A 25,201-nucleotide genomic window follows, 5' to 3' on the forward strand; every position below is an offset into this window, starting at 1 on the left:
AGGAGAATCGCCCATGAAGACAATAGCTGTCGTCGCCGCTCTATCGTTAGCCCTCGCCGTTCCGGCTCTTGCTGCGGAGACGCGCTGCGGCTGGATCCAGAACCCCACACCCGCCAACTGGTGGCTGGACGACGCGCAAAACACCTGGACGATCATGACTCAGGGAAGCGGCGACGAGCCCGAGGGCATGGACCTGATCCCCGATATTTCCGAGCATGATTATGTGAAGACCAACGGCAATTACGGCTATGCCTGCGCCTGCATGAGCGTCGAAACCGATGGCAAGGAGCGCATCACCCGCATCCTTTCCTTCCGCCAACTCGCGCTGGCGAAGTGCCGCAACGACAAGGCCCTGAAATTTCCGGGCTGAACCCTACTCCGCTGCCACCGCATCCCGGGCGCCATCGACATCGCGGGCCGGTGACGCACCATAGAGGCGGCTATATTCGCGGCTAAACTGCGACGGGCTCTGGTAGCCGACCCGATGACCGGCTGTGCCGGCATCCAGCCTTTCCACCAGCATCAGCCGGCGCGCCTCGTGCAGGCGAAGCTGCTTCTGGTACTGCATCGGCGTCATCGCCGTCACCGATTTGAAATGGTGATGGAAGGAAGACGCGCTCATGCTGACATGGTCGGCGAGATCCTCGATGCGCAACGGCCGAGCGAAATTCTCCTTCAGCCAGGCCACAGCCCGCGCGATCCTGTTGCTGTGGCTGTCGGCCGTGGCAATATTGATCAGCCGCTCGCCGTCAGGCCCGGTCAGGATCCGATAGAGGATTTCCTGCTCGATCAGCGGCGCCATGGCCGGAATGTCATCTGGACGATCGAGCAAGCGCAACAGGCGCACGGCAGCATCCAGAAGCTCCGGTGGCGCAACATTGACGGTCATGCCGCGCTGCCCGTCGGTATGGGAGGCCGGGTGCGGAATGTCGATACGGCTCAGGAGCTCCAGCAGCATTTCGGAGTCGATCCCGAGCCCAAGACAGAGATGCGGCACGTCGGGGCTTGCCTCGGCAATGCGCCAGGCGACCGGCAGATCGAGCGAGGTCAGGAGATAGTCGCCGGTTCCGTAGCTGATGAACTCATCGCCGAGACGCAGGCTCTTGGCACCCTGCAGCACAAAGGCAAAGCAGGGCTTATAGCTGCTGTGCAGCGGGTCGCTCGGCTTGGAACGGCGGCTGATATGGAGATTGCCGATCGATGTGCGGAACTCGCCATCGCCGGGCGCATAGCGCATCGCGATATCGACGATTTCCTGATAGGGGTTGAAAGGCAATGTCATGCGGCAACTCTTTCTGTCTGGCGCCAGCGATACCGTCTTTATCTAAAGCGCCTTTTCCGTTTCGCAAACAGGTGTCCGGCTCACTTTTGCAGGATCGTGCAAAAAGCTGAGAGTATCGCTCTAACGCTGCTGCGCGGTTCCGGGCGATAGTCCGGTCACCCTCTCACCCACCCCTCCCAAATCGAAAAAGGATGGTTCCCATGCCTATCGCTAGAGGTTATGCCGCGACTGACGCTTCCAAGCCGCTGACGCCTTTCACGTTCGAACGCCGCAATCCGAACCCGGATGACGTCGTCATCGCCATCAAGTTTGCCGGCATCTGCCATTCGGACATCCACACCGTCCGCAACGAATGGAAGAATGCTGTCTATCCGATCGTTCCGGGCCATGAGATCGCCGGCATCGTCACGGCAGTCGGTTCTGAAGTGACCAAGTTCAAGGTCGGCGACCGCGTCGGCGTCGGCTGCTTCGTCGATTCCTGCGTCGGTTGCGCCACCCGCGACGTCGACCGCGAGCAGTACATGCCGGGCCTCGTCGGCACCTACAACGAGTTCGAAGCCGACGGCAAGACCCGCACCCAGGGCGGCTATTCCGACTCGATCGTCGTCAAGGAAGGCTATGTCATGTCCATCCCGGACAACCTTCCGCTGGATGCCTCCGCCCCGTTGCTCTGCGCCGGCATCACGCTCTATTCGCCGCTGCGCCACTGGAATGCCGGCCCCGGCAAGAAGATCGCGATCGTCGGCATGGGCGGTCTCGGCCATATGGGCGTCAAGCTCGGTGCTGCCATGGGTGCCGATATCACCGTGCTCTCGCAGACCCTCTCCAAGAAGGAAGATGGCCTGAAGCTCGGCGCCAAGGAATATTATGCCACCAACGACCCGGAGACCTTCACGAAGCTCCGCGGCGCCTTCGACCTCGTCATCTGCACCGTCAGCGCCGAGATCGACTGGAACGCCTATCTCGGCCTCGTGAAGGTGGACGGCGCCTTCGTCGTCGTCGGCGTTCCGGAAAACGCGATCCCGGTCCACGCCTTCTCGCTGGTTCCCGGCCGCAAGAGCATTTCCGGCTCGATGATCGGCTCGATCAAGGAAACCCAGGAAATGCTCGACTTCTGCGGCGAGCACAACATCGTCTCGGAAATCGAGAAGATCAACATCCAGCAGGTCAACGAAGCCTATGAGCGCGTGCTGAAGAGCGACGTGCGCTACCGCTTCGTCATCGACATCGCCTCGCTGGCAGCCTGATGAAATGAAAAGGGCGACTCCCGGAGTCGCCTCTTAATTTATTGAAAAGGCTTTTCTTTTACTCTTCGTCATCCTCGGCCTTGTGCCGAGGATCTGCCACGTTGCAGATGCTCGGGACAAGCCCGAGCATGACGGAAGGGAAGTCAACGCTCTCCTTTACGGTCGCCGCCGAGTGACGCGCCCCTGGTGCATCTCCCCCAAAAATCAGGCCTGCCTTATCTTCCACCTGATCGTCGCACTCGCCGGATATGCGACATCGACCGTCGAGGTGCTGAAGGCAAAATACGCCTCCAGCTACCCATCGTCACGCATCGTCTCGCGCTGGGTGATCAGCCGGGCGCTATGCTGGCCGCTCATATAGATCCAGAACCAGTTCCAGGCGACGGCAAAACGCGAGCGTGTGCCGATCAGGAAGTAGATATGGGCAAGGCCCCAGATCCACCAGGCGATCCAGCCCTTAAGCTTGAAGCGACCGAAATCGATGATCGCCGCACTCTTGCCGATCGTGGCCAGGCTGCCCTGATGCCAGTATTTGAACGGCCCCGGTGCCGGCTTGCCTGAGACGCGGGCGCGGATAACCTTCGCCACATAGCCGCCCTGCTGCTTGGCCGCCGGCGCAATGCCCGGCACCGGCTTGCCATCGTCACGTATCACCAAGGCCGTATCGCCAATCACGAAGACATCCGGCAGGCCGGGTGCGGTCAAATCCTTTTCGACGATGGTGCGCCCTGCCCTGTCGGCCGGCACTCCGAGCCAGCGCGCCGCATGCGAAGCCTGCACGCCCGCCGCCCAGACGATCGTCCGGCTCGGAATGAAGTTTTCGCCGACGGCGACACCATCAGCCGTGCATTGCGTCACCGGCGTTCCCGTCAGCACCTCGACGCCGAGCTTCTCCAGCGCCTTCTGCGCATAGGCCGAAAGCTCCTCGGCAAAGGCCGGCAGCACGCGCGGACCGGCCTCGATCAGCACGACGCGGGTTTTTCGCGTATCGATATTGCGAAACTCCTTCGGCAGCGTGAAATGCGCAAGCTCGGCGATGATGCCGGCGAGCTCCACCCCGGTCGGACCAGCGCCGACAATGGAGAAGGTCAGATACGCATTTCGCGCGGCCGGATCGCTTTCCACCTCCGCCCGTTCGAAGGCGAGTAGCATGCGGCGGCGAATGGTCGTCGCATCCTCGAGGGTCTTGAGGCCGGGCGCGACCGGCTCCCATTCGTCATGGCCGAAATAGGCGTGCGTGGCACCGGTTGCCAGCACCAGCGTATCGTAATTCAACACCATGCCGCTGCGTAAGGAAACGGTCTTTGCCTGTGCATCGACGCCGTTAACCTCGCCAAGCAGCGTCGTCACCTCGGGCCGGTCGGCATAGAGATGGCGGATCGGCCAGGCGATCTCGGACGTAGACAGGATCGTCGTTGCCACCTGATAGAGAAGCGGCTGAAAGAGATGATGGTTGCGCCGGTCGATCAGCGTGACCTTCACGCCCGCGCCCTTCAATCCATTGACGACCTGCAGCCCGCCGAAACCGCCGCCGATGACGACGACGTGATGTTCGCTCATGACCCTACCCTTTCGTCATTGCGCTGCAACAAATGTCGCCTTTCGAACGAAGGATTCAACCGCCGTTTCGGCATGCCTGCCCTGCATCCAGATCGGCTTTGTTCGCTGCTGATTTGCCCCTTGCGTCAGTCCTGTCCGCACTGTCATCAAAAGCGTTTTGCACGTACATTCCGGGAATGGACGACGAAATCATTTTAGCCGGCGGCGGACGCACTGAAGTTTCTCGACGGGGCAATGTCATTTATCGTGAGAGTGGCCCTTGGTCACCAGTCATAGTTTCGCTGCTGAGGCATCTTGAGCAGGTGGGATTCGCCGCATGTCCCCATGTCGTCGGCACGGGCTTTGACGAGCGGGGTCGTGAAACCCTCTCGTTTATCGAAGGAGAGTTTGTCCATCCTGGGCCTTGGAGCGATGAGGCTCTGCCTCTCCTCGGAAGCATGCTCCGGCAACTCCACGAGGCGACATCTTCGTTCAAAGTCCCTGACAATGCGATCTGGCGCGGGTGGTTTGGTCGTGAGCTCGGAACTGGTCCGCGCGTCATTGGCCACTGCGACACCGGCCCCTGGAATATTGTCTCTCACTCTAACACGCCAATCGCCCTCATCGATTGGGAGGCTGCCGGACCGGTTGGAATAGACACCGAACTAGCGCAAGCCTGCTGGCTGAATGCCCAGCTTTACGATGACGACATAGCGGAAAGAATGAACCTTGGCTCGGCAATGGCAAGAGCGCGGCAGGTTCGATATCTGTTGGACGGTTACGGTTTTTCGAAAAAGCAGCGGGACGGCTTCTTCGGCAAACTGCTTGCATTTGCAATTCACGATGCTGCCGAGCAGGCAAAAGAGGCTCATGTCACGCCGGATACGAAAGGCCCAGAATCTCTATGGGCGATAACATGGCGCACGAGGAGTGCGTCCTGGATGCTACGCAATCGACCAACGCTGGAGGCAGTCTTGTCCTAGTTCGCTTATTCAGTTGGCGTAACCTACGGGTATCGCCGTACCGCTCTTCATAATCTCCATGGAGATCGAGGCGGAGACATCGAAGAGTTCGATGCGGCGCACGATCCGCTTGTAAATGACATCGTAGTGTTCGACGCGCGGCAACACGATCTTGAGAATGTAATCATAGTTGCCAGTCAGCCGGTGCGCCTCGACGATCTCGGGGATATCGCTGATTGCCCGCCGGAAGCTCTCGGTCCACTCGTCGGAATGATGTGCGGTCTTGATGAGCGCAAAGAGTGTGGTCGGCACGCCCATCCGCTCGCGATCCAGCACAACGATGCGCCGCGCTATATGGCCGGTCTCTTCCAGCCGCTGGATGCGCCGCGAACAGGCGGAAACCGAAAGCGCCACCAATTCGGCAAGCTCGGTCACGGAGATGCCCGCATTCTCTTGCAGGATATCGAGAATTCGCCTGTCGCGATCGTCGATCATGAAAAGCCTCACGCTGAAATTTTGCAGAAAAATCGAAAATGGTGCAAAAGCGTAGCACAGAACGATGCAAAAGAACAAACAACGCAAACACACCGCGCCCGATCTGCATCATCATCAGGACATCAGAGAACACTCCAGGGAGCGAGCATCCATGAAAATAGTCGGCCTCATCGGCGGCATGAGCTTTGAAAGTTCGGCAGTCTACTATCGTCTCATCAACGAAATGGTGCGTGAGCGCCTGGGTGGTCTCGCCTCTGCCGAACTGATCATGCATTCGGTGAACTTCGAGGAGATCGTTGCCCTCCAGAAGGCCGGAGCTTGGGATATGGCTGCCTCGCGCCTCGGCGATGTTGCGCTGCGCCTGCAGATTGCCGGAGCCGATTGCGTGCTCATCTGCACCAATACCATGCATCTGATCGCGCCCGAAGTTGCAACACACATCTCCGTGCCGCTGATCCACATTATCGACGAGACCGCCAAGACGATCCATGCAGCAGGCTGCAAGCGCCCGCTGCTGCTCGCCACGCGCTACACGATGGAGCACGGCTTCTATACCGAGCGCATGAAGAGCCTCGGTCTCGACATCATGGTGCCTGACGCAGCCGACCGTACCACCGTTCACGACATCATCTTCAACGAACTCTGCGCCGGCAAGGTGCTCGACAGCTCGCGTGAAAAACTGATGGCCGTGATCGAACGTGCCCGCGCCAATGGCGCCGATAGCATCATCCTCGGCTGCACCGAAATCTGCCTCATCCTCGATCCCGATCATCTGCCCCTGCCCGGTTTCGACACGACGACAATCCATGCCCGCGCCGCCGTCGATTTCGCCTTCGAGGGAGAACTCGCAAACGAAGAAGAAGACGCGGCCTGAGCCATCAATTTAGTTGACTCAGTCAAATAAAAGCAGCAGGGTTTCTGTCAGGAGACCCTGCCATGACCGATATCGCCCTCATCGAATCCGCCCGCGAATTCAATCGCTTCTACACGAACTTCCTCGGCCTTCTGAATAAGGCCTATCTCGATACCCCCTTCACGCTGACCGATGCGCGCGTGCTCTTCGAGATCGGCGCGCACAATGGCGTCAATGCCGGCGCCCTCGCCCGCGACCTGCAGCTCGATCCCGCCTATCTCAGCCGCATCCTCAAGCGCTTTCGCGAAGAAGACTTCATCGAGGCAACGCCCGATCCCGCTGATCAGCGCAGCCAGATTCTCACTGTCACCCCCAGGGGACGTGCCCAGTTCGAAGAGCTTGGCAGCCGCTCCAATGCCCAGATCGCCGCCCGCTTCGATACGCTCGCCGATGGCGAGCCGCAGGCCGCCGTTGCCGCCATGCGAACGATTCGCGCGATCCTCGACCCTCAGGCGAAACCGGCACCCGCCGTCATCCGCCCGCATCGCGCTGGCGATATCGGCTGGATCGTTCAGAGCCAGGGACGTTTCTATGCCGAGGAATATGGCTGGGACCTCCGCTTCGAAGGACTGGTCGCCGACGTCGCGGGCAAGTTCCTCGCCAATTTCGATCCCGAGATGGAATATTGCTGGATCGCCGAGCGCGCCGGCATCAATCTCGGCTCTGTGCTGATCACCAATGGCGGCGATGGCATTGCCAAGCTCCGCCTGCTCTATGTCGACAAGGCCGCCCGCGGTCTCGGCCTTGGCAGGCAACTCGTCGACGAGTGCATCGCCTTCTCCGGTCGCAAGGGGTACCGGCAGATTTCGCTCTGGACCAACGACTTCCTCCACACCGCCCGCGCTATCTATCAGAAGGCCGGCTTCCGGCTTGTCTCCGAAGAGAGACATCGCATGTTCGGCCCGGAAGCGAACGGCCAGACCTGGGTGCTCGACCTCTGATTTTGCTGCGTCTTAGAAATTTTACTTGATTTGGAAACGGTCATTCCCTAATTAGGCGCCATGACCGTTGACACCCTCACGAAAACCCGCAGCCGCGGCCGTCCGCGCGAGTTCGACATGGACGCAGCACTCGATGCTGCGTTGCGCGTCTTCTCCGAGCGCGGCTATCACGCCGCCTCCATCAGCGAACTGACCGAAGCAATGGGCCTTGCCTCCGGCAGCGTCTACAAGGCTTTCAAGGACAAACGCGGCATCTTTCTTGCCGCCTTCAGGCGCTATCGCCAACTCGGCCGCGGCCGGCTGGAGGCGAAGATCGCATCCGTAAAGACGGGCCGCGAAAAGGTCCTCCAGATGGTCCTGTATTATGCCGAGCTTTCCCACGGCGAAGCAGGCCTCAAAGGCTGCCTCGTCGTTGGTGGCGCAAACGACATTTCGCTGCTCGACAAGGAAGCTGCCGAACATGTGGCCGCCGCCTTTTCCGCTGACGAAAAGCTGATGGCCGATCTCATCCGCATCGGCCAGGCCGATGGCACGATCCCGTCAACCGTAAATGCCGATACTACCGCCCTCACATTTCTCTGCCTGACAAAGGGCCTTCGCGTCATCGGGAGGACGGGACGCGGCGAGAAAGAGATGATGGCTGCGGCCGAGGCCGCAATGCGTCTCGTAACTTGATGACAGAAATACCGTCATCCGGTCAGGGATCGGGTGGCGACAGACGAAAAAATTGCATTCAATCCTCCCAATCATTGCCTATTGGAGTTTCTGATGAGCGTTTCAGCCACTACTCGGGATGCGGCCATGCCCCGCGCCCTATCCCCCTGGCTAACCTTCCTTTTTGCAGCCTCCTGCGGCTTCGTCGCCGCCAACCTTTATTACGGCCAGCCGCTGGCGGGCCTCATCAGCGCCGATCTCGGCTTCTCGCCGGCAGCAACCGGCCTGATCGTGACGCTGACGCAGATCGGCTACGGCCTCGGCCTTCTGCTTCTGGTGCCGCTTGCCGACCTCTTTGAAAATCGCCGCCTCATCCTGACGCTGACTGTCGCCTCCGCACTTGCCCTCATCGGCGCGGCCTTTTCCTCCACGCCGGCCATGTTCCTGACGGCCTCGCTCTGCATCGGCCTCGCCTCGGTCGCAGCACAGGTCCTCGTCCCCTTCGCCGCCAGCATGGCGCCGGATGCGACACGCGGCCAGGTCGTCGGCAATGTCATGAGCGGCCTGCTCTGCGGCATCATGCTCGCCCGCCCCTTCGCGAGCCTCGTTGCCGAAACCTCGTCCTGGCATGTGGTCTATTACGTCACCGCCGCCGTCATGATCGCACTCGGCATCGTATTGCGCGTCAACCTGCCGGTCCGCGTTCCCCACACGAAGCTGCGTTATGCTGAGCTGTTGGCCTCCATGGGCCATCTGGCGCTTAATTCGCGGGTGCTGCAACGCCGCGCCCTCTATCAGGCCGGCATGTTCGGCGCCTTCAGCCTGTTCTGGACGACAGCGCCGCTGCTGCTTGCAAGCCCCGCTTTCGGCATATCGCAGAGCGGCATCGCCCTCTTCGCGCTCGCTGGTGCCGCCGGCGCCATCGCCTCGCCGATCGCCGGCCGCCTGGCCGACCGAGGCATGACGAAGATCGCCTCCACGCTCGCCATGCTGCTCGGCATGGGTTCCTTCCTCATCAGCCAGTTCGCCGCCGACGGCTCGCTGACGGCGCTCATCCTGCTGACGGCTGCCGCGATCCTCTTGGATTTCGGCGTGACGACCAATCTCGTCTGCGGCCAGCGCGCCATCTACGGCCTGAGCCCGGAACATCGCGGCCGCCTGAACGGCCTGTTCATGGCGACCTTCTTTACCGGCGGCGCGATCGGTTCGGCACTCGGCGGCTGGGCCTATGCAACCGGTGGATGGACGCTGGCGGCCTGGATCGGCTTCTGCTTCCCGGCACTCGCTTTCCTGTTCTTCCTGACGGAAGGCCGCGGGAAGTAATCATGTCCGGGTCAGGCGGCTCGACCGCCTGCCCCCTACCCCTGCTCGGTATCGAATTGGAGGCGTGCCGCGCGAACCTGGTCATGGTTCGCCTCAGCCCAGTTCAACAACTGTGACAGCGCCGTATAGAGCGATCGCCCAAGTTCCGTCATCCGGTATTCCACACTCGGCGGCTTCGTCGGAAAAACCTCCCGCTCGATATAGCCGTCCCGCTGCAGGTCACGCAGCGACTGGGTCAGCATGCGCTGGGAAATATCGGGGATCATCCGGCGCAACTCGCCGAAACGATAGGGCTGTTTGGCAAGCGCTTCGAGAATCAGCGTCGACCATTTGCCACCGATCTGCTGTAACACATCACGAACCGGGCAATTGGTGAAATCCAGGCTCGCGAGGTCGATCTCGCGCCGTGCACCCAGCCCTTCGGCTTGGTCTGTTCTCGCTTTCAGATTGACGACTGTTCCGGCCATGAGCTGGTTCCCTTTTGGTAACGAACTCCCGAAAAACTGCCTTCTTTACAGTCTCGGGTCAATTCCTATTCTAGTGTTACTCTCTTTTTGAGACTACCTGTCAACCACTAGAGGATACCATGAGCGAAACCATTCTCGTCACCGGCGCTGCAGGCCAGCTCGGCCAGCGTGTCATTCATCACCTGATCGAAAGCTACAAGGTCGCCCCGGCAAACATCGTCGCCGCAACCCGCAGTCCGGAGAAGCTCGCCACCCTCGCCGCCCAGGGTGTGATCACCCGCAAGGCGGATTTCGATGATGCCGCCGGCCTCGAAGCTGCCTTCGCCGGTGTCGACCGCCTGCTGATCATCAGCACTGACGCGCTTGACACACCCGGCAAGCGCCTGACCCAGCACAAGGCAGCCGTCGCTGCTGCTGTGAAGGCCAAGGTGAAGCACATCACTTACACTTCCATGCCGTCACCGGACAATTCGCTCGTCACTTTCGCGCCCGACCATCTGGGCACGGAAAATGCCATCAAGGAAAGCGGCATCCCTTACGCGATCGTCCGCGACGCCTGGTATCACGACAACTACCTGCACGGCATGCCGCACAATCTGCAGACCGGAAAGTGGTTCACCTCAGCAGGTGACGGCAAAATCTCGACAATCTCGCGTGACGACTGCGCGCTCGCCATCGCTTCCGTCCTCGCCGCCGGTACCAACGGCACTTACACGCTGACCGGTAAGCAGTCGCTGACCTCAAAGGAAATCGCCTCAATCGTCACCGAGGCCACCGGCAAGCCGCTGGAAGTCGTACCGGTCAGCGACGAGCAACTCGGCCAGGGCATCCGTGGCGCCGGCCTGCCGGGCTTTGTCGCCGACATGCTGGTTTCCGCCGATGCCAATATACGCGCCGGCAAGTTCGATATCGTCACCGACGATTTCGCCAAGCTGACGGGTAAGCAGCCGCAGTCGCTGAAGGATTACTTCGTCGCCAACAAGGCCGCGCTCACCGCCTGAGCCGGCCTAAAGTCCCGCCCTCGCATCCACCGAGGGCGGGCCTCTTCAGATCTTCTGGCCGCAGGCCCGGCAGAAGCGGCGCACCGTCTCCGCCATGCCATATTCCAACGCATCCGCCGTCAGCCCGTGGCCGATCGAGACTTCGGCGAGATCGGGAATGCGCTTGATCAGCGCAGGCAGATTTGCCACCGTCAGGTCATGGCCGCCATTGACAGCAAGGCCCAGCGCAAGTGCGGCATCCGCCGTCTTGCCGAGCCCTTCGAGGATCGGTCCCACACGTTCCGGCGCATCGTAGCAGCCCCCATAGGGGCCGGTATAAAGCTCGATCCGATCGGCACCCGTCGCCTTCGCGGCCTTCACCGCCTCTGCGTCGCCGTCGCCATCGGCAAAGAGCGAAACACGGCATCCCATTTTCTTCAACCGCGCCACGACATCTGTCAGCAACGCCTGATGCTTGCGGAAATCCCAGCCATGATCGGACGTCGCCTGCGAAGGATCGTCAGGCACCAGTGTCACTTGCTCCGGCTGCGCCCCAGCGCAAAGCTCCAGGAATTCCTCCGTCGGATAGCCCTCGATATTGAATTCGGCTTCCGGAAACTCGTCGTCGATCAGATTGCGGATCACAGGCAGATCGGAAAAGCGGATATGCCGCTGGTCCGGCCGCGGATGCACGGTCAGCCCCGAAGCGCCGGCGGCAAGCGCAACACGCCCAAGCCCTTCCACGCTTGGCCAGGGCAGATCGCGCCGGTTGCGCAGCATGGCGATTGCATTGAGGTTCACGGAGAGTTTGGCGGGCATGGCGATATCCGTCTGGGGTGGAGACTGGCTCTGCTTTTAAGACAAGCCGCCCGCGAACGCCAATGAGATTCGCGCATGCATTCATGCCTGCCCTTGATGGTCGCGCGCGCCACCTCGGTCGACATCATGGGCGTACCGAGAATAGTAACTCCCGTTCCGTCAAAAGATCACTCATCAGCGACGGCGGAACGTGTGGTTCTATTTTACCACACACCAAGCAAGAGGCGGATTGAGATGCCGCAACATTGCTATCCCATTTGAAAACGGTTATTTTTAGCACTTACAAAAGAAACCGTCCGCGCATATTGTGGGCACTGCGTAACGAGTAAGTACGCCGAGTACTGCTTCTTCCAACGATAAGAACGCTAGAGGAAACCCCGCTCGCCGCGCTCCGGAAGCAACTGGCAAAGCCGCATGAGGTGCAACTATCTGCCCCAGGAGGGTTCATGCCAGACGGTTCCAAACGTATGTTTGCTGCCGCCGGTATAGCTTCGGAGGCCCGGTCGAAATACCGGTTCCTGCCTTCGGCTGCTTTGCCGCCGGATATTCCGCAAGGTCCCATTCCCATCGCCGACATGGCAAATGCTTTCGGCGTCACGCACAGGACGCTGCATTTCTACGAAGAGAAGGGCCTAATTTCCGCCAACCGCATCGGCCTGATGCGCGTTTACGATCAGGATGATGTGATGCGCATGGCGGTCATCACCGTCTGCCGCGAAACCGGCATGCCGATTGCCGTCATCCAGGAATTGATGGACGTCTTGCGCAGCGCAGTCTCACAGGAAGAGGCCGAGTCGATCTTCCGCGAGGCCCTTTCCCAGCGCAAGCGCGAGCTGACGGCCGAGATGTCGACCCTGCACCGGCAGTTGCAGCAGGTGAGCGATCTTCTCGATTATGACAGCAGCCTCGATCTACCGCCGATTAATGACAACAGGGATCCTGCGAGCCTGACCGATCAGGAGCGCCAATGCCTGGAGCTGATGGCCGAGGGATATTCGACGCAGCGCATCGCCCGCGCCCTCGACCTCAGACACGAGGAAGCGCGCGCACTCGAAGCCGACATTATCATGAAATTCCATGCCAATAACCGCTTCCAGGCCATCGCCAAGGCGGTTCTCCTCGGCATCGTGCAGGCCTGATTCTGCCCACGCCGGCTGCGGCCGCCACCGCATCTGCACGGCAGTGAACGCCAATCTTCAGCGGACAATCGTCAGCGTTTCTGCTGCCCGTGTAATCGCGGTGTAAAGCCAGCGCTCGCGCGTATCGCGGAAAGCCCAGCTTTCGTCGAACAGCACGACATTGTTCCACTGCGAACCTTGCGCCTTGTGCACGGTCAGCGCATAGCCGTAGTCGAACTCGTCATAGCGCTTGCGCGTGTTCCAGGGAATCTCGCCTTCCACATTCTCGAAGGCTTGCTTCAGGAGCTTGATCTTCGCAGCCCCCCGATCCATGTCGTCATCTTCGGGGCGGACCAGCAGATTGATGCCCGGCTTCGTCGTTTCCTTGGATGAGGTCATGACCTGCCAGAGCGAGCCGTTGAGCAGGCCCTTTGCCGGATCGTTGCGCAGGCAGACCAGCTTGTCGCCGGTCTGCGGATGTTCGGTCGTAAAACCCTTGAGTTCCCGCAGGCGCTGGTTATAGCGCCGCCGCGTCTTGTTTGTGCCAACAAGTACCTGATCGGCATCCATGACGAGCGGTTGCGTCACCTCGTTCTTCGAGATCACCTGCGCCTTGCCGTAGTCGCCATACATGATCTCGTTGCCCTCGCGCACCTGCATGGCAAGCTGGATGATCGGATTGTCGCGCGCCTGCCGGTGGATATCTGTCAACAGATAATCCGGCTCCTGATTGGTGAAATAGCCACCGCCCGACACCGGCGGCAGCTGGCCGGGATCACCGAGCACGAGGATCGGCGTGCCGAAACTCATCAGGTCCTTGCCGAGCGCCTCGTCCACCATCGAGCATTCGTCGACGATGATCAGCGCCGCCTTGGCGACCGGGCTCTGGCGGTTGATGGAAAACATCGGCGCGATCGAAGTCTTGCCGGTTTCCTCATCCTCCACCTCTTCCTCGCCGCGCGGCCGGTAGATCAGCGAATGGATGGTCTTGGCATTCGATGCCCCCCGCGAGCGCAGCACTTGCGCCGCCTTGCCGGTGAAGGCCGCAAACAGCACGTCGCCATCCACATGTTCGGCAAAATGCTTGGCAAGCGTCGTCTTGCCCGTTCCGGCATAGCCGAACAGACGGAAGAGCGGCGACCTGCCCTCCTTCAGCCAATTGGAAACGGCCTTCAGGGCTTCATCCTGTTGAGGGGCGAATTGCATGGAAGCGACTTGGCAGGATTCGCCCGGCATAGGCAAGGCGAAATTCCCTTGATGATGCGTGGATGCGTGCCGGGCCGACGATCCCCGGCCCGCATCGTTTGAAGCTGGCGCCTGCGAGCGAGCTGCGTCGCAGGCTACTTGCTCGTAGCTGCCTCTTCGATCAACTTCGCGACCTTGTCGGGATGAGAGACCATGACGACGTGGGATGCGCCATGCACCACGACCGTATCCTTCGACTTCGCGCGGTCGGCCATCCACTGCAGGGCCTTTGCGGGAATGTTCTTATCCGCATCGCCATAGACGAAATAAGCCGGGATCGTCTTCCACGCTGCCTTGTCGGTAGCTTCGTTCAGCGCCGCGTCGGTGATCGGTCGCTGCGTTGCCGCCATCAGGCGAGCTTCGTCTTTCGGCACGTCGGCTGCGAACTGATCATGGAATTTGGCCTGGTCAATGTAGAGGTCCTTCACGCCTCCGTCCAAGGCGACGGGTTCGGCAAGGGCAGATGCCAAAGTGCCGCCCGGAAATTTGCCGGACAGGGCTGCAGCGGTTTCACCATTGTCGGGTGCAAATGCCGCGACATAGACAAGCGATTTCACATTGGTTGCGGATGAGGCAGCGTCGGTGATCACTGAGCCGCCGTAGGAATGCCCGACCAGGACGACAGGGGTCTTCACGCCCGCAACAACACGCCTGACATAGTCACCATCGGATTTGACGCCGCGAAGCGGATTGGCGATAGCGACCACCGGGTAGCCATCTTTTTCGAGCTTTTTGATGACGCCGTTCCAGCTCGACGCATCGGCGAAAGCGCCATGCACCAGGACCACCGTCGGCTTCGCATCTGCCGAAAACGAGGGAGAAGCCATCGCGGCAATCGCACCGGCAACCAGAGAAATCTTCAGAAAATTACGCATGTTGTGTTTCCTTTCGAGTGCCAACGACGAGACTGATATCGTACAATTTAATTGCGCACAATAGAAATGACTGGCACGAAGGTTTCACTATTCCGTGAGACTGAAATTTCAGGATCGCAAGCCGACCGAGGATAATCGCAATCGGCCCTGTTCCGCGCCGCTAGCCTTCCGCGGCTTCCCCAATGATCCGCTTGCGTAGAACCCCAACGAGATAAAGCGACCCCGTGAGGATCACCCAGGCGCCGGCGGCAGCCCGCTCGAGTGCCTTTTCATAAGCCTTCTGCGGATCCTCGATCACGTCGCTGGAAAGACCGATCTTATCGGCAAGTTTCTGCAATTCGGCAGGCGAGCGGAAACGGTCCGAAACCGAGGTGAAGATCGGCGAGATACCGTAACGGCCCATCACGTCAAGGAGCCCGGCGGCATCCTTATCCGCCGCAATCGCAACGACCGCGATGCCCGGTCCGGTAAACCCCTCCATGCCGGAGAGATCGTCAAGCACGGCTTCGAGATTGAAGGGCACATGCGCCCCGTCGAGCGCGACGGAAACGCCCCTGCCCACGACGGGCACAACGAAGCGCTCCAGCCGCCCCGGCAATTGCGATTCCTGCTCGGCCGCCTTGTCGATCAGCCATCCGCCAACCGTCCGGCCCTCCTGCGCCTCCACGCCGAGTTCGCCCAGCACGTCGAGTGCGGCACCTGCAACGGCGACATTGCGCTCTGCAATCGTCTTCAGCCCGAAAAAATCTGGCCGGATAAGCCGCGCGTTGATATCGACAGCGCGCTTGGCAATCACCACACCCGCCTCGTCATCTGCTTCAAGCGGTGTCACGACGGTTGTGCGCGGCTTGATGATACCGGCCTTTTCGAAGGCAATGGCTGCCCGCGTCTTGCCCAATATCTCCGTATGTTCGAGGCCGATATTGGTGATGATGGAAACATCGCTATCGACGATATTGGTCGAATCCAACCGTCCGCCCAGGCCTGTCTCAACTACTGCCCATTCGATGCCGGCATCGCGGAAGATCAGAAAACCCGCGGCCGTCAGCATGTCAAACCATGTCGCGGCTTCCGCAGCAGTTCCTTCCGACCTCGCCGCCCGCAAGGCATCGAGCGCCAGGAAAAGCGCCTCGGCCAGCACCGCTTCCTCAACCGGACGGCCGTTCACGCTGACGCGCTCGGAAATATGCTCGACATGCGGAGAAGCATAACGCCCGACGGAAATGCCAGCATGGCGCAAGCCGGCTTCCAGCAACGCCGAGGTCGAACTCTTGCCCTTGGTGCCCGCAACATGGATAGAACGGAATGCGCGGTGGGGATTGCCGAGACGGGCCGAGAGATCGAGGATCGGCTCCAGCCCGACACGCATCTCGCCGCGCGGACGCTGCTCCCAGTTTGTAAGCTTATCAAGTTGCGAAAGGGCTTCGATGAGGCGGGGATTCTGGTTCTGCATGGGCATGGCACACGTTACAGGATTTATTTTGGTGCCCAGGCGAGCGGCGGCGGAGACCTGCGCTTCCCGATGGTTCTCCATCTGTCTCGCCAGTCACGCAGGCGGGCGGACACTAGAACCTTTCAGTTGCCTTGCCTAGCCTCGCAAGCGTCATCGGCAGCACTCCGCCGCGACGCCGCCCGCGGCAACTGCCAGTTAACGCTGGCGAATTTTAGCCCTTGCGGAGATTCAGTAGGGCCATTTCTATTCGTTGTCTTTGATAGAGGCGGAGATTCGAATGGGGCAGACTGTCCGGATTCCAGTCAATGAACCGCAGAGGTTGCTTGCCGTGCGCTCGCTGAGCGCCATCAGCAGCAGCCCGACGCCGGAGCTTGCGGCCCTTGCCGAGCTCGCCAAGGATGCGTTCGCGACGCCCTATGCCGCCGTTAACATCGTCGACGAGGACTGGCTGCGCATCGCTAGTGAAGCGGGCATGCAGCTTTCGGAATGCCCGCGCGACCTTTCTTTCTGCACTCGTGTCGTCTTCACAAACGACATGGTCGTCGTTCCCGATCTGGAACAGGATGCGGAACTCAATGCCGCGCCCTATGTGACGGGCCCACCGCATTTCCGGTTTTATGCCGGCGCACCGCTGGAACTGGAAAACGAGCTGGTAATCGGCGCCTTCTGCATCCTCGACCAGAAGCCGCGCCTCTTCACCGAAAAAGAGGCAGCCAATCTCCGCCGTTTCGCCCATGTCGCGAGCGCGCTTCTGCGCCTGCAAAAAGCGAATTTCGTCATGGGCCTTGCCGAAAGCAGCCTGCGCACTGCGGCCATGACCGATCCGCTGACCGGCTTCCTTAACCGATCGGCGCTCGATGCCATCGTCGATCGCGCGCTGGAATCAGCCCTCGCCTCCGGCCAGACATTTGGCGCCCTCTATCTCGACATGGACGGCTTCAAGTCGATCAACGATACGCTCGGCCACCATATCGGCGACGAGGTGCTGCGGGAGGCGGCAAATCGGATCCGTTCGGTCATCCGCTCCAGCGACATCGTCGTGCGCATGGGCGGTGACGAGTTTGCGGTCTTCGTACCGAACCCGCCGAACACCGAAGCGTTGGTCTCCGTCTCCGAACGCCTGCTCTCGGCGTTCCGCAGCCCCTTCACTATCGAGGGAAATATTATCCGGGCCCGCCTGAGTATCGGTGCAGCCCTTGCCCCGCAAGGCGGTGGCCGCCACAGAGACCTGCTGCGCAACGTCGATGGTGCCCTCTATAACGCCAAGGCTGCCGGACGGGACTGCTATGTGGTTTTCAATCCGAACTGACACTTGAAAGAAACGGAATAAAACGGACGCTTGCCGTGTCTCATGTCAGGTATCGCAAACATGCGTGCCTAACCCGAGGAGAGAAACCATGAAGTCCGTGAAATTCCTGTCCGTGCTTGCGCTCGTCGCTGCCACCGCCACTGCAGCCTTTGCAGCCCCGGCCGTCACCACCGTCGAAACGGCCAAGGGCAAGGTTTTGGCCGGCGAAAAGGGCATGACGCTCTATACCTACAAGAAAGACGAAAAGGGCATGACGAACTGCTACGACAAGTGCGCCACCAACTGGCCGCCCTTCCTCGCCGCTAGCGGTGCCAAGGCCGAAGGCGCATACTCGCTCGTCGAACGCAAGGATGGAAAGAAGCAGTGGGCAAAGGACGGCATGCCGCTCTATTACTTTGTGAAGGACACCAAGTCCGGCGATGCCACCGGCGACGGCGTCGGCGGTGTCTGGGATGTCGCCAAGCCCTGATGAGGCTAGCGTGAAGAAGCCTCCACCCGATACGTTCGAGGGCCAGATCCTGGCCCTCCTTCCCTCGCTCCGCCGCTATTCCCGCAGTCTCACCCGCTCAGATGCCGAAGGCGAGGATCTGCTTCAGGATTGCGTGGAAAAGGTTCTGGCCCGGCGCGGCCAGTGGCGCGGCCTCAATTTGCGCGGCTGGGTCCTGACGACGATGACCAACCTCTACCGCAATACCCGCCGTGCAAGCCCCCGCGAGAGGCTGGTCGAACTCGATGCCGCCGAAGAGATAGCCAGCCCGGATGCTCAAGCTGACCCGCTGGAACGCCTGCGGCTCGAACGGGCGCTCGACAGCCTGTCCGAAGAACACCGCTCTGTGCTGATGCTCGTCGTCATCGAAGGCTACAGCTACGGCGAAGTCGCAACCATGCTGGATATCCCGATCGGCACCGTCATGTCGCGCCTGTCGCGCGCCCGCCAGCGCATGAGCGAGCATATGAAAGCCGATAATGTGATTACGCTTCGGAGACCGAAATGAACGAGACCAACCTCACCGTGACCGAAGCGGATCTGCACGCTTACGCCGATGGGCAATTGTCGGAAGCAGCCCGCGCCCGCGTGGAAGCCTATCTCGCCGAAAACCCCGATGAAGCTACCGTTGTCGCCGGCTGGCAGACTCAGAATGCCGGCATCAAATCCCTGTTTGCAGGCTACGAGAAGAGTCGCGACACCGATCTCAAGCTTGTGACAACGGAAGAGCCGGCCTCCCCCTGGAAGATGCACTCCGCATTTGCCGCTGCCGCCGTCGCACTCTTCGCACTCGGAGCCGTCAGCGGCCGATTCATCCCGCCGCTCTTCGAACGTCCGCCACTGCAGGTTGCCGAATCCGAAACCCTGCCGAAACAGGCCGAAACCGCCTTCCTTGTCTATGCCAGCGAAGTGCGCCACCCGGTCGAAGTCTTCGCCAATGAGGAGGCCCATCTTGCCACCTGGCTCGGCAAGCGCCTGGCGATCCCCGACCTCAAGGTGCCGGACCTCAAATCCCTCGGCTTTCACCTGGTCGGCGGCCGCCTCCTGCCAGTCGATGGCAAGCCAGGCGCGATGTTCATGTACGAGGATCAGGCCGGAGAACGCCTGACCGTCATCGTCGGCCGCAACAAGGAAAACAAAACGACGAGCTTCCGCTTCGCCTCCGCCAAGGATGTCGAGACCTTCTACTGGATCGACGGTGAACTCGGCTATGCGGTAACGGGTGAAATCTCTCGCGACATGCTGCGCAAGGTGGCGGAAGAATGTTATCGGCAGTTCCCGTCCTGAAGCGGGAACTGCGGCAGAGCTCAGCGCATCGGATCGTTGACAAGCTCGATCGGCTTGCCATGCGGCGTCGCCTCTGCCGCCCGCTGCCAGCTCTTTTGCAGGTCGAGGATCGCATCGGCATCCGCCACGCCACGCCTGACGATCAGATTGGAAAGTGCTGCCACCCAGCAGTCGAAATAATCGCTGCCATCTTCCGCTCTGCCGTGCCTGAGCAATTCACACGACAAAGTTTCCGCCCATTCGCTCCAGGTAAACAGCCCCCTCTCATGCAGATGCACGGTCATGGCGAAGGCTTCCGCTGCCCAGGGCTCGGGAAAGACCGGATCACCTTCAGGTGACTTCGGCAAACCCGGCGATTGCGCCAGCTCGGATGGTACCTCACACGCGCTCAAGATAGCTCTCCCAGGCATCGATCGAGATCGTCAGCGACGGGTCTGCCCCCTCGCCCCAGATCTCGCCGCCATCGAAGACAACGGTATAGAGCCATTGCGGATTCTCCCCCTTGCCATGCGCATTGTCGTCAGGGAAGACGAAGGAGCCCTGCACCGCTTCGACGACACCGGTCTTGGCCCGCGCATATCGCGGCAGCCGCGTATGGGTGACCGGATTGAAATTCTTCGTCTTGACGGTTTCGCCGACGACGAAGAGCGGCGCCGTCTCGACCGGCCGGTCGCAGGGACCGCCCTTGGCAAGCACGGCCGGCACCATCTCCGCCTTCAGCACCCGCTTCGGCACAGCCCCATCCTGCAGTTTATGGCCGGAGAGCAGCTCTTCGCGCGTCGCAAAACCATGGCGCTCCAGCAGCGTGTCGATGCCGCGGATCCAGATTTCGTAATAGCTCGCCGCAAGGTAATCGGCCGGCGGGATGTTCTCCCGCGCATGACGGCTTTCATCGATCGTCCAGGCGCCGAACGCACCGCAGGAAAGCGTGATGCCGAGCGCCCGCTTTTCCCATTCGTCATGAAAATAGGGTTCGTTCTTTTCGGGCGCAACCGGGCCGAAGCCCATCTGCCCGCCGAGATCGTGCGGACCGTTCACGCCGGCACCCCCAGGCTGCCGGCAGCCGATGCCTCCGGACTATGGGCAATCGCCGTGCCGATCATCGCGTCACGACTGACGAGATCGGCAAGCGCTTCCTGGTCCATGCCTTCGGTATCGTCCGGCCGCTCGGGAATGACGAGATAACGCAGCTCCGCCGTCGAATCCCATACACGGATCTTCTTGCTTTCCGGCAGCGTCAGCCCGAATTCAGCAAGAACACCGCGCGGATCGATGACCGCGCGCGAGCGATAGGCCGGCGCCTTGTACCAGACCGGCGGCAGGCCGAGCACCGACCACGGATAGCAGGAGCAGAGCGTGCAGACGATGAGATTATGCGTGTCGGCCGTGTTGAAGACCGCACGCATATGCTCACCCTGCCGGCCGCTATAGCCAAGGCTGGCAATCGCCGCCGTCGCGTCTCGCTTCAGCCATTCGGCGAAGTCCGGATCGCTCCAAGCCTTCGCAACGACACGCGCACCATTGCGCGGCCCGACCTTCGTCTCATAAGTCTCGACAATCGCATCGATCGCCGCCTGATCGATCAGCCCCTTCTCCGTCAGCAGCGTCTCCAGCGCTTTCACGCGCGCCTGCATGTCGGAATAGTGGTTGTCGTGGTAATTATCGTGGCTATGGCCATGATCGTGGTGATGATCGTCGTGGTCGTGCAAGCTAATGTCCTCCTCCCCTTCTCCCCGGCGAGGGGTCCGAAGGACGGGCTGAGACCTGTGGCTCAACCCGGCTAGTGGCCCGAAGCGTCGGCAATAGTTTTAAACATATGTCACAGAGCCGCCAAGCCTTTAAGCTTTCTGCGCTAGGCTCACCCCATGAACATCCTGATTCTTGGCGCCACAGGCTTTATCGGTTCCGTCATCGCGGCACGCCTTGCCGACGAAGGCCATGTCGTAACGGGGCTCGGTCGCACTCCCGCCCGCGCTGCCCGGAAGCAACCGACAATTCAGTGGCGCCGCGCCGATCTGTCCCGGATGACGCAACCCGATGACTGGCGCGATATCCTCAAAGCGCAGCATGTCGTCGTCAACTGCGCCGGCGCGCTTCAAGACGGCCTCTCAGACGATCTCGCGGCAACGCAGACTGAGGCCATGCTCGGCCTCTATGCCGCAGCAAAACCCTCCTCGATACTCATCGTCCAGATTTCCGCGCAAACGGACCGCGCCGGCGGCAATCTGCCTTTCCTCGCCACCAAACGCGCCGCCGATACCGCCCTTGCATCGTCAGGCTTACCCTATGTGATCCTGCGCCCCTCTCTCGTCCTCGGCCGCAATGCCCATGGCGGCACGGCGCTGTTGCGCACACTCTCAGCCTTCCCCTTCGTTCTGCCGCTCATTCACGCCGACAGCGCCGTCGAGACCGTCGCTGTTGACGATGTCGCCGCTGCCGTCTCGGCCGCAATCTCAGGCTCACTCCCCTCCGGCAGCGATATCGAACTGGCGGCCGAGGAACGGCACACACTCGCGAGCCTCGTCAAACTGCATCGCGCCTGGCTCGGCCTGCCGGATGCTCCGGTCTTGTCCATTCCGCCTCTCCTCGCAAGGCCGGTGACATGGCTTGCCGATATGGCCGGTTATCTCGGCTGGCGTTCGCCGCTCCGCTCCACCGCCATGACCGTCATGTCCGAGGGTGTCAGCATGAACAGCCCGACGCCATCAGGCCACCCAACCTTGTCGGCCGCCCAAACACTTGCCGCCAATCCCTCCGGCGTGCAGGACCTGTGGTTCGCCCGCCTCTATCTCTTAAAGGCGCCCGTCATAATAGGCCTGTCGCTGTTCTGGCTTCTGTCAGGCCTGATCCCGCTTCTGGCGCCGGAACAGGCAGCCGCCCACTTCCTGCCTTTCATGCCCGCCGATGCGGCCATGGTGCTGACGATTCTCACCTGCCTGATCGATATGGCCCTCGGCGCGGCCGTGCTCTTCCGCCCCTTCGCTCACCGCGCCCTTCTCGGCATGATCGCCGTCTCGCTTGCCTATCTCGCCGGCGGTACGGTACTGGAGCCCACGCTCTGGCTCGATCCGCTCGGGCCGCTTGTCAAGATACTGCCGTCGCTGCTCCTGACGCTTACCGCCCTTGCCATTCTGGATGAACGCTGATGCTTGCAGAACTCCTGCTTTTTGCCCATGTCGTCGGAGCGACCGTGCTCTTCGGCACCGGTGCCGGCATCGCCTTCTTCATGGTGATGGCACACCGTACCCGCGACCCGGTACTCATCGCCCATGTCAGCGGCACCGTCGTCATCGCCGATACGATCTTCACGACCACGGCGGCCATTCTCCAGCCGGTGACAGGCTACCTTCTCGCCCGCATCATCGGCTGGGATCTGACGGAAGGTTGGATTGCGCTCTCGCTGGTGCTCTACATCGTGACCGGCATTTTCTGGCTGCCGGTCGTCTGGATCCAGATTCGGCTGCGCAATCTGGCGCGCACCGCTGCCGCCTCGGGCACCGCGCTACCGTCAGCCTATTTCAGCCTCTACCGCATCTGGTTCGCCTTCGGCTTCCCAGCCTTCTTCGCTGTAACGGGCATTCTCTGGCTGATGCTCACAAAGCCGACTCTACTTTAGCATCGGCCAGAGGCTGAGCACGAGCAGCACCGCCATGGTGATATTTAACCATTTTAGCCTGACAGGATCGGACAGCCACTCCCTGAGAGCAGAGCCGAAACCCGCCCAGGTGGAAACGGAGGGCACATTGACCGCCGCAAAGGCAAGGCCGACCAGCAGCACGCTGATCATATAAAGCTGCGGATTCGTGTAGGTCGCCATCGCCGTCACCGCCATCACCCAGGCCTTCGGATTGACCCACTGAAAGGCCGCAGCACCGAGGAACGACATCGGTTTCACGCCGCTCTTGCCTTCGCTCAGCGACCGCGAGTTGGCGATCTTCCAGGCGATCCAGACGAGATAAGTCCCGCCGGCAAACTTCAGCGCCGTATAGACGACCGGCATCGTATGCAGCAATGCGCCCAGCCCAAGCCCGACGCCGAGCAGTAGCGAGAGGAACCCCGCCCCGATGCCAAACATGTGCGGGATCGTGCGGCGGAAGCCGAAATTCACACCCGAGGCAAACAGCATCATATTGTTCGGCCCCGGCGTGATGGAGGTCGTAAAGGCAAAGAGCAGCAGTGCCAGAAACGTATCCAGCGGCATGAAGCCTCCCCAGACTGCACATATTGATAAAGCGGTAGCTCGTTGGAATTCGGTCAGCATAACTGCCCTAAACCCTTGTCACCATAACATGATTGTCATGGTGACAGGATTACCTGATAGTCTGCCAAGCACGCAAAGGACCAGAACCGCCATGGACGATCCGATCCCCACCATCACTTTCCCCGATGGCACCGAAGTCCCAGCGCTTGGCCAGGGCACCTGGGGCATGGGTGAGGATGCCGGGCATGCGGTGCAGGAGATCGCCAGCCTCCGGGCCGGCCTCGATCTCGGCATGACGATGATCGATACCGCCGAAATGTATGGCGATGGCGGCGCCGAGGAAATCGTCGGCCAGGCGATCAAGGGGCGTCGTGACGAGACTTTCATCGTCAGCAAGGTCTATCCCTGGAATGCCAGCCGCAAGGGCACGATTGCATCCTGCGACGGTAGCCTCGAACGCCTCGGCACCGACCGCATCGATCTCTATCTTCTGCATTGGCGCGGCAACTATCCGCTCGCCGAGACTGTGGAAGCCTTCGAGACACTGAAGGCCTCAGGCAAGATCCGTGCCTGGGGCGTCTCCAACTTCGATACGGACGACATGGAGGAGTTGCTTTCCGTACCTGGCGGCAAGAATGTCGCCGCCAATCAGGTGCTCTACAATCTCGCCCGCCGCGGCATCGAATACAACCTGTTGCCCTGGTGCCAGAACCGCAATATTCCGGTTATGGCTTATTCGCCGATCGAACAGGGTCGCATTCTGCACCACCCCGATCTGATCCATATCGCCAAGGCCAATCAGGCCACTCCAGCTCAGCTGGCGCTCGCCTTCCTGCTCGAACGCGACGGCGTCTTCGTCATTCCCAAGACCTCGAATATCGGGCGCGTCCGCGAAAACCGCGACTGCGTCTCTCTCGATATCACCGACGAGGACTGGGAAGCCCTCGACGCCGCCTTCCCGCCGCCGGCAAAGAAAACGCCGCTGGAGATGCTCTGACCACCAGCGGCGCGAACTGATTTACAAGGATGATTACATGCCCTGCGCGCCGCGGTTCATCGCGGCAATGCCGGTGCGGCAGACTTCGATGAGGCCGAGCGGCTTCATGATCGCAATGAACTGGTCGATCTTGGAGGATTTCCCGGTGATCTCCAGGATGAAATGATCGATCGTCGCATCCACCACCTTGGCATGGAAGGCATCGGCAAGGCGAAGCGTTTCGGCGCGGGTTTCACCGCTGCCGATCACCTTCAAGAGCGCCACTTCCCGCTCGATCGGCCGCTCCTGACCGAGCTCGCGGGCGCGCACCGTCAGATCCACCACGCGATGCACGGGCACGATTCGCTCCAGCTGCGCCTTGATCTGCTCCAGCACCTGCGGCGTGCCGCGCGTCACGACGGTAATGCGCGACAGATGCGCCTGATGCTCCGTCTCCGAAACCGTGAGGCTTTCGATATTGTAGCCGCGGCCGGAGAACAGGCCGATGACGCGTGCAAGGACGCCCGGCTCGTTATCGACCAGCACCGAGAGTGTATGGCTCTCGATGGCTGCCGTTTCCGGAGAGATGAAATAGGCAGAGCCGGTGGGTTGAAGGTGTGCGTTCATG

29 protein-coding genes and 1 riboswitch are annotated in these 25,201 nt (G+C 60.9%); of the genes, 16 read left to right on the top strand and 13 right to left on the bottom strand.

The genetic code is table 11. The annotated features are described in order from the left end of the window. The first annotated feature begins 13 nt into the window (after positions 1–13). A complete protein-coding gene (locus FHT92_RS11695) occupies positions 14–370 on the top strand; it encodes a DUF4087 domain-containing protein (RefSeq protein ID WP_183825121.1) in 357 nt (118 codons plus the stop codon). A 3-nt stretch (positions 371–373) separates the two neighbouring features. On the opposite strand, the gene FHT92_RS11700 is transcribed toward FHT92_RS11695, so the two are convergent. After that, the gene (locus FHT92_RS11700) at positions 374–1,282 is read right to left on the bottom strand and encodes an AraC family transcriptional regulator (protein ID WP_183825124.1); all 909 of its coding nucleotides are present in this window, start codon (positions 1,280–1,282) and stop codon (positions 374–376) included. A 200-nt stretch (positions 1,283–1,482) separates the two neighbouring features. Between FHT92_RS11700 and FHT92_RS11705 the strand changes: the two genes are divergently transcribed. Then, entirely contained in the window at positions 1,483–2,529 is a 1,047-nt protein-coding gene (locus FHT92_RS11705; protein ID WP_183825127.1) for an NAD(P)-dependent alcohol dehydrogenase, read from the top strand. Between the two features lie 294 nt (positions 2,530–2,823). Here the strand turns inward: FHT92_RS11705 and FHT92_RS11710 are convergent, their stop codons facing one another. Further along, positions 2,824–4,089 (bottom strand): NAD(P)/FAD-dependent oxidoreductase, encoded by a 1,266-nt coding sequence (locus FHT92_RS11710; RefSeq protein ID WP_183825130.1) that lies wholly within the window; start codon positions 4,087–4,089, stop codon positions 2,824–2,826. 176 nt (positions 4,090–4,265) lie between these two features. On the opposite strand from FHT92_RS11710, the gene FHT92_RS11715 reads away from it, so the two are divergent. Then, a complete protein-coding gene (locus FHT92_RS11715) occupies positions 4,266–5,051 on the top strand; it encodes a phosphotransferase (RefSeq protein ID WP_183825132.1) in 786 nt (261 codons plus the stop codon). Between the two features lie 9 nt (positions 5,052–5,060). On the opposite strand, the gene FHT92_RS11720 is transcribed toward FHT92_RS11715, so the two are convergent. After that, entirely contained in the window at positions 5,061–5,525 is a 465-nt protein-coding gene (locus FHT92_RS11720) for an Lrp/AsnC family transcriptional regulator (RefSeq protein WP_183825135.1), read from the bottom strand. Positions 5,526–5,676: 151 nt separating this feature from the next. Between FHT92_RS11720 and FHT92_RS11725 the strand changes: the two genes are divergently transcribed. From FHT92_RS11725 to FHT92_RS11740, 4 genes are all read left to right on the top strand, one after another. Next, positions 5,677–6,399 (top strand): aspartate/glutamate racemase family protein, encoded by a 723-nt coding sequence (locus FHT92_RS11725; RefSeq protein WP_183825138.1) that lies wholly within the window; start codon positions 5,677–5,679, stop codon positions 6,397–6,399. A gap of 62 nt (positions 6,400–6,461) precedes the next feature. Further along, positions 6,462–7,379 (top strand): bifunctional helix-turn-helix transcriptional regulator/GNAT family N-acetyltransferase, encoded by a 918-nt coding sequence (locus FHT92_RS11730; protein ID WP_183825141.1) that lies wholly within the window; start codon positions 6,462–6,464, stop codon positions 7,377–7,379. A gap of 60 nt (positions 7,380–7,439) precedes the next feature. After that, positions 7,440–8,054: a TetR/AcrR family transcriptional regulator gene (locus tag FHT92_RS11735; protein ID WP_183825143.1), complete on the top strand. Its 615-nt coding sequence runs from the start codon at positions 7,440–7,442 to the stop codon at positions 8,052–8,054. 93 nt (positions 8,055–8,147) lie between these two features. Beyond that, entirely contained in the window at positions 8,148–9,356 is a 1,209-nt protein-coding gene (locus FHT92_RS11740) for an MFS transporter (RefSeq protein ID WP_183825146.1), read from the top strand. A gap of 35 nt (positions 9,357–9,391) precedes the next feature. On the opposite strand, the gene FHT92_RS11745 is transcribed toward FHT92_RS11740, so the two are convergent. Further along, entirely contained in the window at positions 9,392–9,823 is a 432-nt protein-coding gene (locus tag FHT92_RS11745) for a helix-turn-helix domain-containing protein (protein ID WP_183825149.1), read from the bottom strand. Between the two features lie 119 nt (positions 9,824–9,942). On the opposite strand from FHT92_RS11745, the gene FHT92_RS11750 reads away from it, so the two are divergent. Next, the gene (locus FHT92_RS11750) at positions 9,943–10,824 is read left to right on the top strand and encodes an SDR family oxidoreductase (RefSeq protein ID WP_183825152.1); all 882 of its coding nucleotides are present in this window, start codon (positions 9,943–9,945) and stop codon (positions 10,822–10,824) included. A gap of 45 nt (positions 10,825–10,869) precedes the next feature. Here FHT92_RS11750 and FHT92_RS11755 read toward each other — a convergent pair whose 3' ends face one another. After that, positions 10,870–11,622 (bottom strand): pyridoxine 5'-phosphate synthase, encoded by a 753-nt coding sequence (locus tag FHT92_RS11755; protein ID WP_183740513.1) that lies wholly within the window; start codon positions 11,620–11,622, stop codon positions 10,870–10,872. A 446-nt stretch (positions 11,623–12,068) separates the two neighbouring features. Here FHT92_RS11755 and FHT92_RS11760 point away from each other — a divergent pair, with 446 nt between their 5' ends. Beyond that, positions 12,069–12,761 carry a MerR family transcriptional regulator gene (locus FHT92_RS11760; RefSeq protein ID WP_183825155.1) on the top strand — a complete coding sequence of 231 codons (693 nt, stop codon included), beginning with the start codon at positions 12,069–12,071 and terminating at the stop codon, positions 12,759–12,761. Between the two features lie 57 nt (positions 12,762–12,818). On the opposite strand, the gene FHT92_RS11765 is transcribed toward FHT92_RS11760, so the two are convergent. The 3 genes from FHT92_RS11765 to FHT92_RS11775 form a co-directional block, all read right to left on the bottom strand. Then, a complete protein-coding gene (locus tag FHT92_RS11765) occupies positions 12,819–13,946 on the bottom strand; it encodes an ATP-dependent RecD-like DNA helicase (RefSeq protein ID WP_183740518.1) in 1,128 nt (375 codons plus the stop codon). 134 nt (positions 13,947–14,080) lie between these two features. Then, entirely contained in the window at positions 14,081–14,860 is a 780-nt protein-coding gene (locus FHT92_RS11770) for an alpha/beta fold hydrolase (protein WP_183825158.1), read from the bottom strand. A 160-nt stretch (positions 14,861–15,020) separates the two neighbouring features. Then, positions 15,021–16,313, bottom strand: a complete 1,293-nt coding sequence (locus FHT92_RS11775) for a bifunctional folylpolyglutamate synthase/dihydrofolate synthase (protein ID WP_246735241.1) — start codon at positions 16,311–16,313, stop codon at positions 15,021–15,023. A gap of 26 nt (positions 16,314–16,339) precedes the next feature. Beyond that, positions 16,340–16,420, bottom strand: a riboswitch (ZMP/ZTP riboswitch). A gap of 170 nt (positions 16,421–16,590) precedes the next feature. Here FHT92_RS11775 and FHT92_RS11780 point away from each other — a divergent pair. The 4 genes from FHT92_RS11780 to FHT92_RS11795 all read left to right on the top strand — a co-directional run bounded on the left by FHT92_RS11780 (position 16,591) and on the right by FHT92_RS11795 (position 19,396). Further along, complete coding sequence (locus FHT92_RS11780) at positions 16,591–17,622, top strand: sensor domain-containing diguanylate cyclase (protein WP_183825163.1); 1,032 nt, start codon at positions 16,591–16,593, stop codon at positions 17,620–17,622. Positions 17,623–17,710: 88 nt separating this feature from the next. Continuing rightward, the gene (locus FHT92_RS11785; protein ID WP_183740531.1) at positions 17,711–18,091 is read left to right on the top strand and encodes a hypothetical protein; all 381 of its coding nucleotides are present in this window, start codon (positions 17,711–17,713) and stop codon (positions 18,089–18,091) included. Positions 18,092–18,101: 10 nt separating this feature from the next. Then, the gene (locus tag FHT92_RS11790; RefSeq protein ID WP_183825166.1) at positions 18,102–18,617 is read left to right on the top strand and encodes an RNA polymerase sigma factor; all 516 of its coding nucleotides are present in this window, start codon (positions 18,102–18,104) and stop codon (positions 18,615–18,617) included. Continuing rightward, entirely contained in the window at positions 18,614–19,396 is a 783-nt protein-coding gene (locus FHT92_RS11795) for an anti-sigma factor family protein (protein ID WP_183825169.1), read from the top strand. Before FHT92_RS11790 ends, FHT92_RS11795 begins: the two co-directional genes overlap by 4 nt. 20 nt (positions 19,397–19,416) lie before the next feature. Here the strand turns inward: FHT92_RS11795 and FHT92_RS11800 are convergent, their stop codons facing one another. The 3 genes from FHT92_RS11800 to nthA are packed head-to-tail and all read right to left on the bottom strand — an operon-like array spanning position 19,417 to position 21,105. Further along, positions 19,417–19,788 (bottom strand): nitrile hydratase accessory protein, encoded by a 372-nt coding sequence (locus FHT92_RS11800; RefSeq protein WP_183825172.1) that lies wholly within the window; start codon positions 19,786–19,788, stop codon positions 19,417–19,419. After that, positions 19,775–20,434, bottom strand: a complete 660-nt coding sequence (nthB, locus tag FHT92_RS11805; protein WP_183825175.1) for a nitrile hydratase subunit beta — start codon at positions 20,432–20,434, stop codon at positions 19,775–19,777. The genes FHT92_RS11800 and nthB overlap by 14 nt, the downstream gene beginning before the upstream one ends. Further along, positions 20,431–21,105: a nitrile hydratase subunit alpha gene (gene nthA / locus FHT92_RS11810; protein WP_183825178.1), complete on the bottom strand. Its 675-nt coding sequence runs from the start codon at positions 21,103–21,105 to the stop codon at positions 20,431–20,433. The genes nthB and nthA overlap by 4 nt, the downstream gene beginning before the upstream one ends. A gap of 156 nt (positions 21,106–21,261) precedes the next feature. On the opposite strand from nthA, the gene FHT92_RS11815 reads away from it, so the two are divergent. Both FHT92_RS11815 and FHT92_RS11820 read left to right on the top strand, forming a co-directional pair. Continuing rightward, positions 21,262–22,542, top strand: coding sequence for an SDR family oxidoreductase (locus FHT92_RS11815; protein WP_183825181.1), 1,281 nt, complete (start codon positions 21,262–21,264; stop codon positions 22,540–22,542). After that, positions 22,542–23,012, top strand: coding sequence for a DUF2269 domain-containing protein (locus FHT92_RS11820; RefSeq protein WP_183825184.1), 471 nt, complete (start codon positions 22,542–22,544; stop codon positions 23,010–23,012). The genes FHT92_RS11815 and FHT92_RS11820 overlap by 1 nt, the downstream gene beginning before the upstream one ends. Here FHT92_RS11820 and FHT92_RS11825 read toward each other — a convergent pair. Further along, positions 23,004–23,597 carry a LysE family translocator gene (locus FHT92_RS11825; protein WP_183825187.1) on the bottom strand — a complete coding sequence of 198 codons (594 nt, stop codon included), beginning with the start codon at positions 23,595–23,597 and terminating at the stop codon, positions 23,004–23,006. The genes FHT92_RS11820 and FHT92_RS11825 overlap by 9 nt on opposite strands. A 151-nt stretch (positions 23,598–23,748) precedes the next feature. Here FHT92_RS11825 and FHT92_RS11830 point away from each other — a divergent pair, with 151 nt between their 5' ends. Then, a complete protein-coding gene (locus tag FHT92_RS11830) occupies positions 23,749–24,594 on the top strand; it encodes an aldo/keto reductase (protein ID WP_183825190.1) in 846 nt (281 codons plus the stop codon). Positions 24,595–24,627: 33 nt separating this feature from the next. Here the strand turns inward: FHT92_RS11830 and ilvN are convergent, their stop codons facing one another. Next, entirely contained in the window at positions 24,628–25,200 is a 573-nt protein-coding gene (ilvN, locus tag FHT92_RS11835; protein WP_183825193.1) for an acetolactate synthase small subunit, read from the bottom strand. Between the last annotated feature and the right edge of the window lies 1 nt (position 25,201).

The sequence above is a fragment of the Rhizobium sp. BK377 genome (assembly GCF_014193935.1).
Lineage (GTDB): Bacteria > Pseudomonadota > Alphaproteobacteria > Rhizobiales > Rhizobiaceae > Rhizobium.

Excerpts from the sequence above, each read along its gene's own strand:
- FHT92_RS11695 (WP_183825121.1), top strand. The coding sequence starts at position 14 with ATGAAGACAATAGCTGTCGTCGCCGCTCTATCGTTAGCCCTCGCCGTT.
- FHT92_RS11700 (WP_183825124.1), bottom strand. The coding sequence starts at position 1,282 with ATGACATTGCCTTTCAACCCCTATCAGGAAATCGTCGATATCGCGATG.
- FHT92_RS11705 (WP_183825127.1), top strand. The coding sequence starts at position 1,483 with ATGCCTATCGCTAGAGGTTATGCCGCGACTGACGCTTCCAAGCCGCTG.
- FHT92_RS11710 (WP_183825130.1), bottom strand. The coding sequence starts at position 4,089 with ATGAGCGAACATCACGTCGTCGTCATCGGCGGCGGTTTCGGCGGGCTG.
- FHT92_RS11715 (WP_183825132.1), top strand. The coding sequence starts at position 4,266 with ATGGACGACGAAATCATTTTAGCCGGCGGCGGACGCACTGAAGTTTCT.
- FHT92_RS11720 (WP_183825135.1), bottom strand. The coding sequence starts at position 5,525 with ATGATCGACGATCGCGACAGGCGAATTCTCGATATCCTGCAAGAGAAT.
- FHT92_RS11725 (WP_183825138.1), top strand. The coding sequence starts at position 5,677 with ATGAAAATAGTCGGCCTCATCGGCGGCATGAGCTTTGAAAGTTCGGCA.
- FHT92_RS11730 (WP_183825141.1), top strand. The coding sequence starts at position 6,462 with ATGACCGATATCGCCCTCATCGAATCCGCCCGCGAATTCAATCGCTTC.
- FHT92_RS11735 (WP_183825143.1), top strand. The coding sequence starts at position 7,440 with ATGACCGTTGACACCCTCACGAAAACCCGCAGCCGCGGCCGTCCGCGC.
- FHT92_RS11740 (WP_183825146.1), top strand. The coding sequence starts at position 8,148 with ATGAGCGTTTCAGCCACTACTCGGGATGCGGCCATGCCCCGCGCCCTA.
- FHT92_RS11745 (WP_183825149.1), bottom strand. The coding sequence starts at position 9,823 with ATGGCCGGAACAGTCGTCAATCTGAAAGCGAGAACAGACCAAGCCGAA.
- FHT92_RS11750 (WP_183825152.1), top strand. The coding sequence starts at position 9,943 with ATGAGCGAAACCATTCTCGTCACCGGCGCTGCAGGCCAGCTCGGCCAG.
- FHT92_RS11755 (WP_183740513.1), bottom strand. The coding sequence starts at position 11,622 with ATGCCCGCCAAACTCTCCGTGAACCTCAATGCAATCGCCATGCTGCGC.
- FHT92_RS11760 (WP_183825155.1), top strand. The coding sequence starts at position 12,069 with ATGCCAGACGGTTCCAAACGTATGTTTGCTGCCGCCGGTATAGCTTCG.
- FHT92_RS11765 (WP_183740518.1), bottom strand. The coding sequence starts at position 13,946 with ATGCAATTCGCCCCTCAACAGGATGAAGCCCTGAAGGCCGTTTCCAAT.
- FHT92_RS11770 (WP_183825158.1), bottom strand. The coding sequence starts at position 14,860 with ATGCGTAATTTTCTGAAGATTTCTCTGGTTGCCGGTGCGATTGCCGCG.
- FHT92_RS11775 (WP_246735241.1), bottom strand. The coding sequence starts at position 16,313 with ATGCAGAACCAGAATCCCCGCCTCATCGAAGCCCTTTCGCAACTTGAT.
- FHT92_RS11780 (WP_183825163.1), top strand. The coding sequence starts at position 16,591 with ATGGGGCAGACTGTCCGGATTCCAGTCAATGAACCGCAGAGGTTGCTT.
- FHT92_RS11785 (WP_183740531.1), top strand. The coding sequence starts at position 17,711 with ATGAAGTCCGTGAAATTCCTGTCCGTGCTTGCGCTCGTCGCTGCCACC.
- FHT92_RS11795 (WP_183825169.1), top strand. The coding sequence starts at position 18,614 with ATGAACGAGACCAACCTCACCGTGACCGAAGCGGATCTGCACGCTTAC.
- FHT92_RS11815 (WP_183825181.1), top strand. The coding sequence starts at position 21,262 with ATGAACATCCTGATTCTTGGCGCCACAGGCTTTATCGGTTCCGTCATC.
- FHT92_RS11820 (WP_183825184.1), top strand. The coding sequence starts at position 22,542 with ATGCTTGCAGAACTCCTGCTTTTTGCCCATGTCGTCGGAGCGACCGTG.
- FHT92_RS11825 (WP_183825187.1), bottom strand. The coding sequence starts at position 23,597 with ATGCCGCTGGATACGTTTCTGGCACTGCTGCTCTTTGCCTTTACGACC.
- FHT92_RS11830 (WP_183825190.1), top strand. The coding sequence starts at position 23,749 with ATGGACGATCCGATCCCCACCATCACTTTCCCCGATGGCACCGAAGTC.
- ilvN (WP_183825193.1), bottom strand. The coding sequence starts at position 25,200 with ATGAACGCACACCTTCAACCCACCGGCTCTGCCTATTTCATCTCTCCG.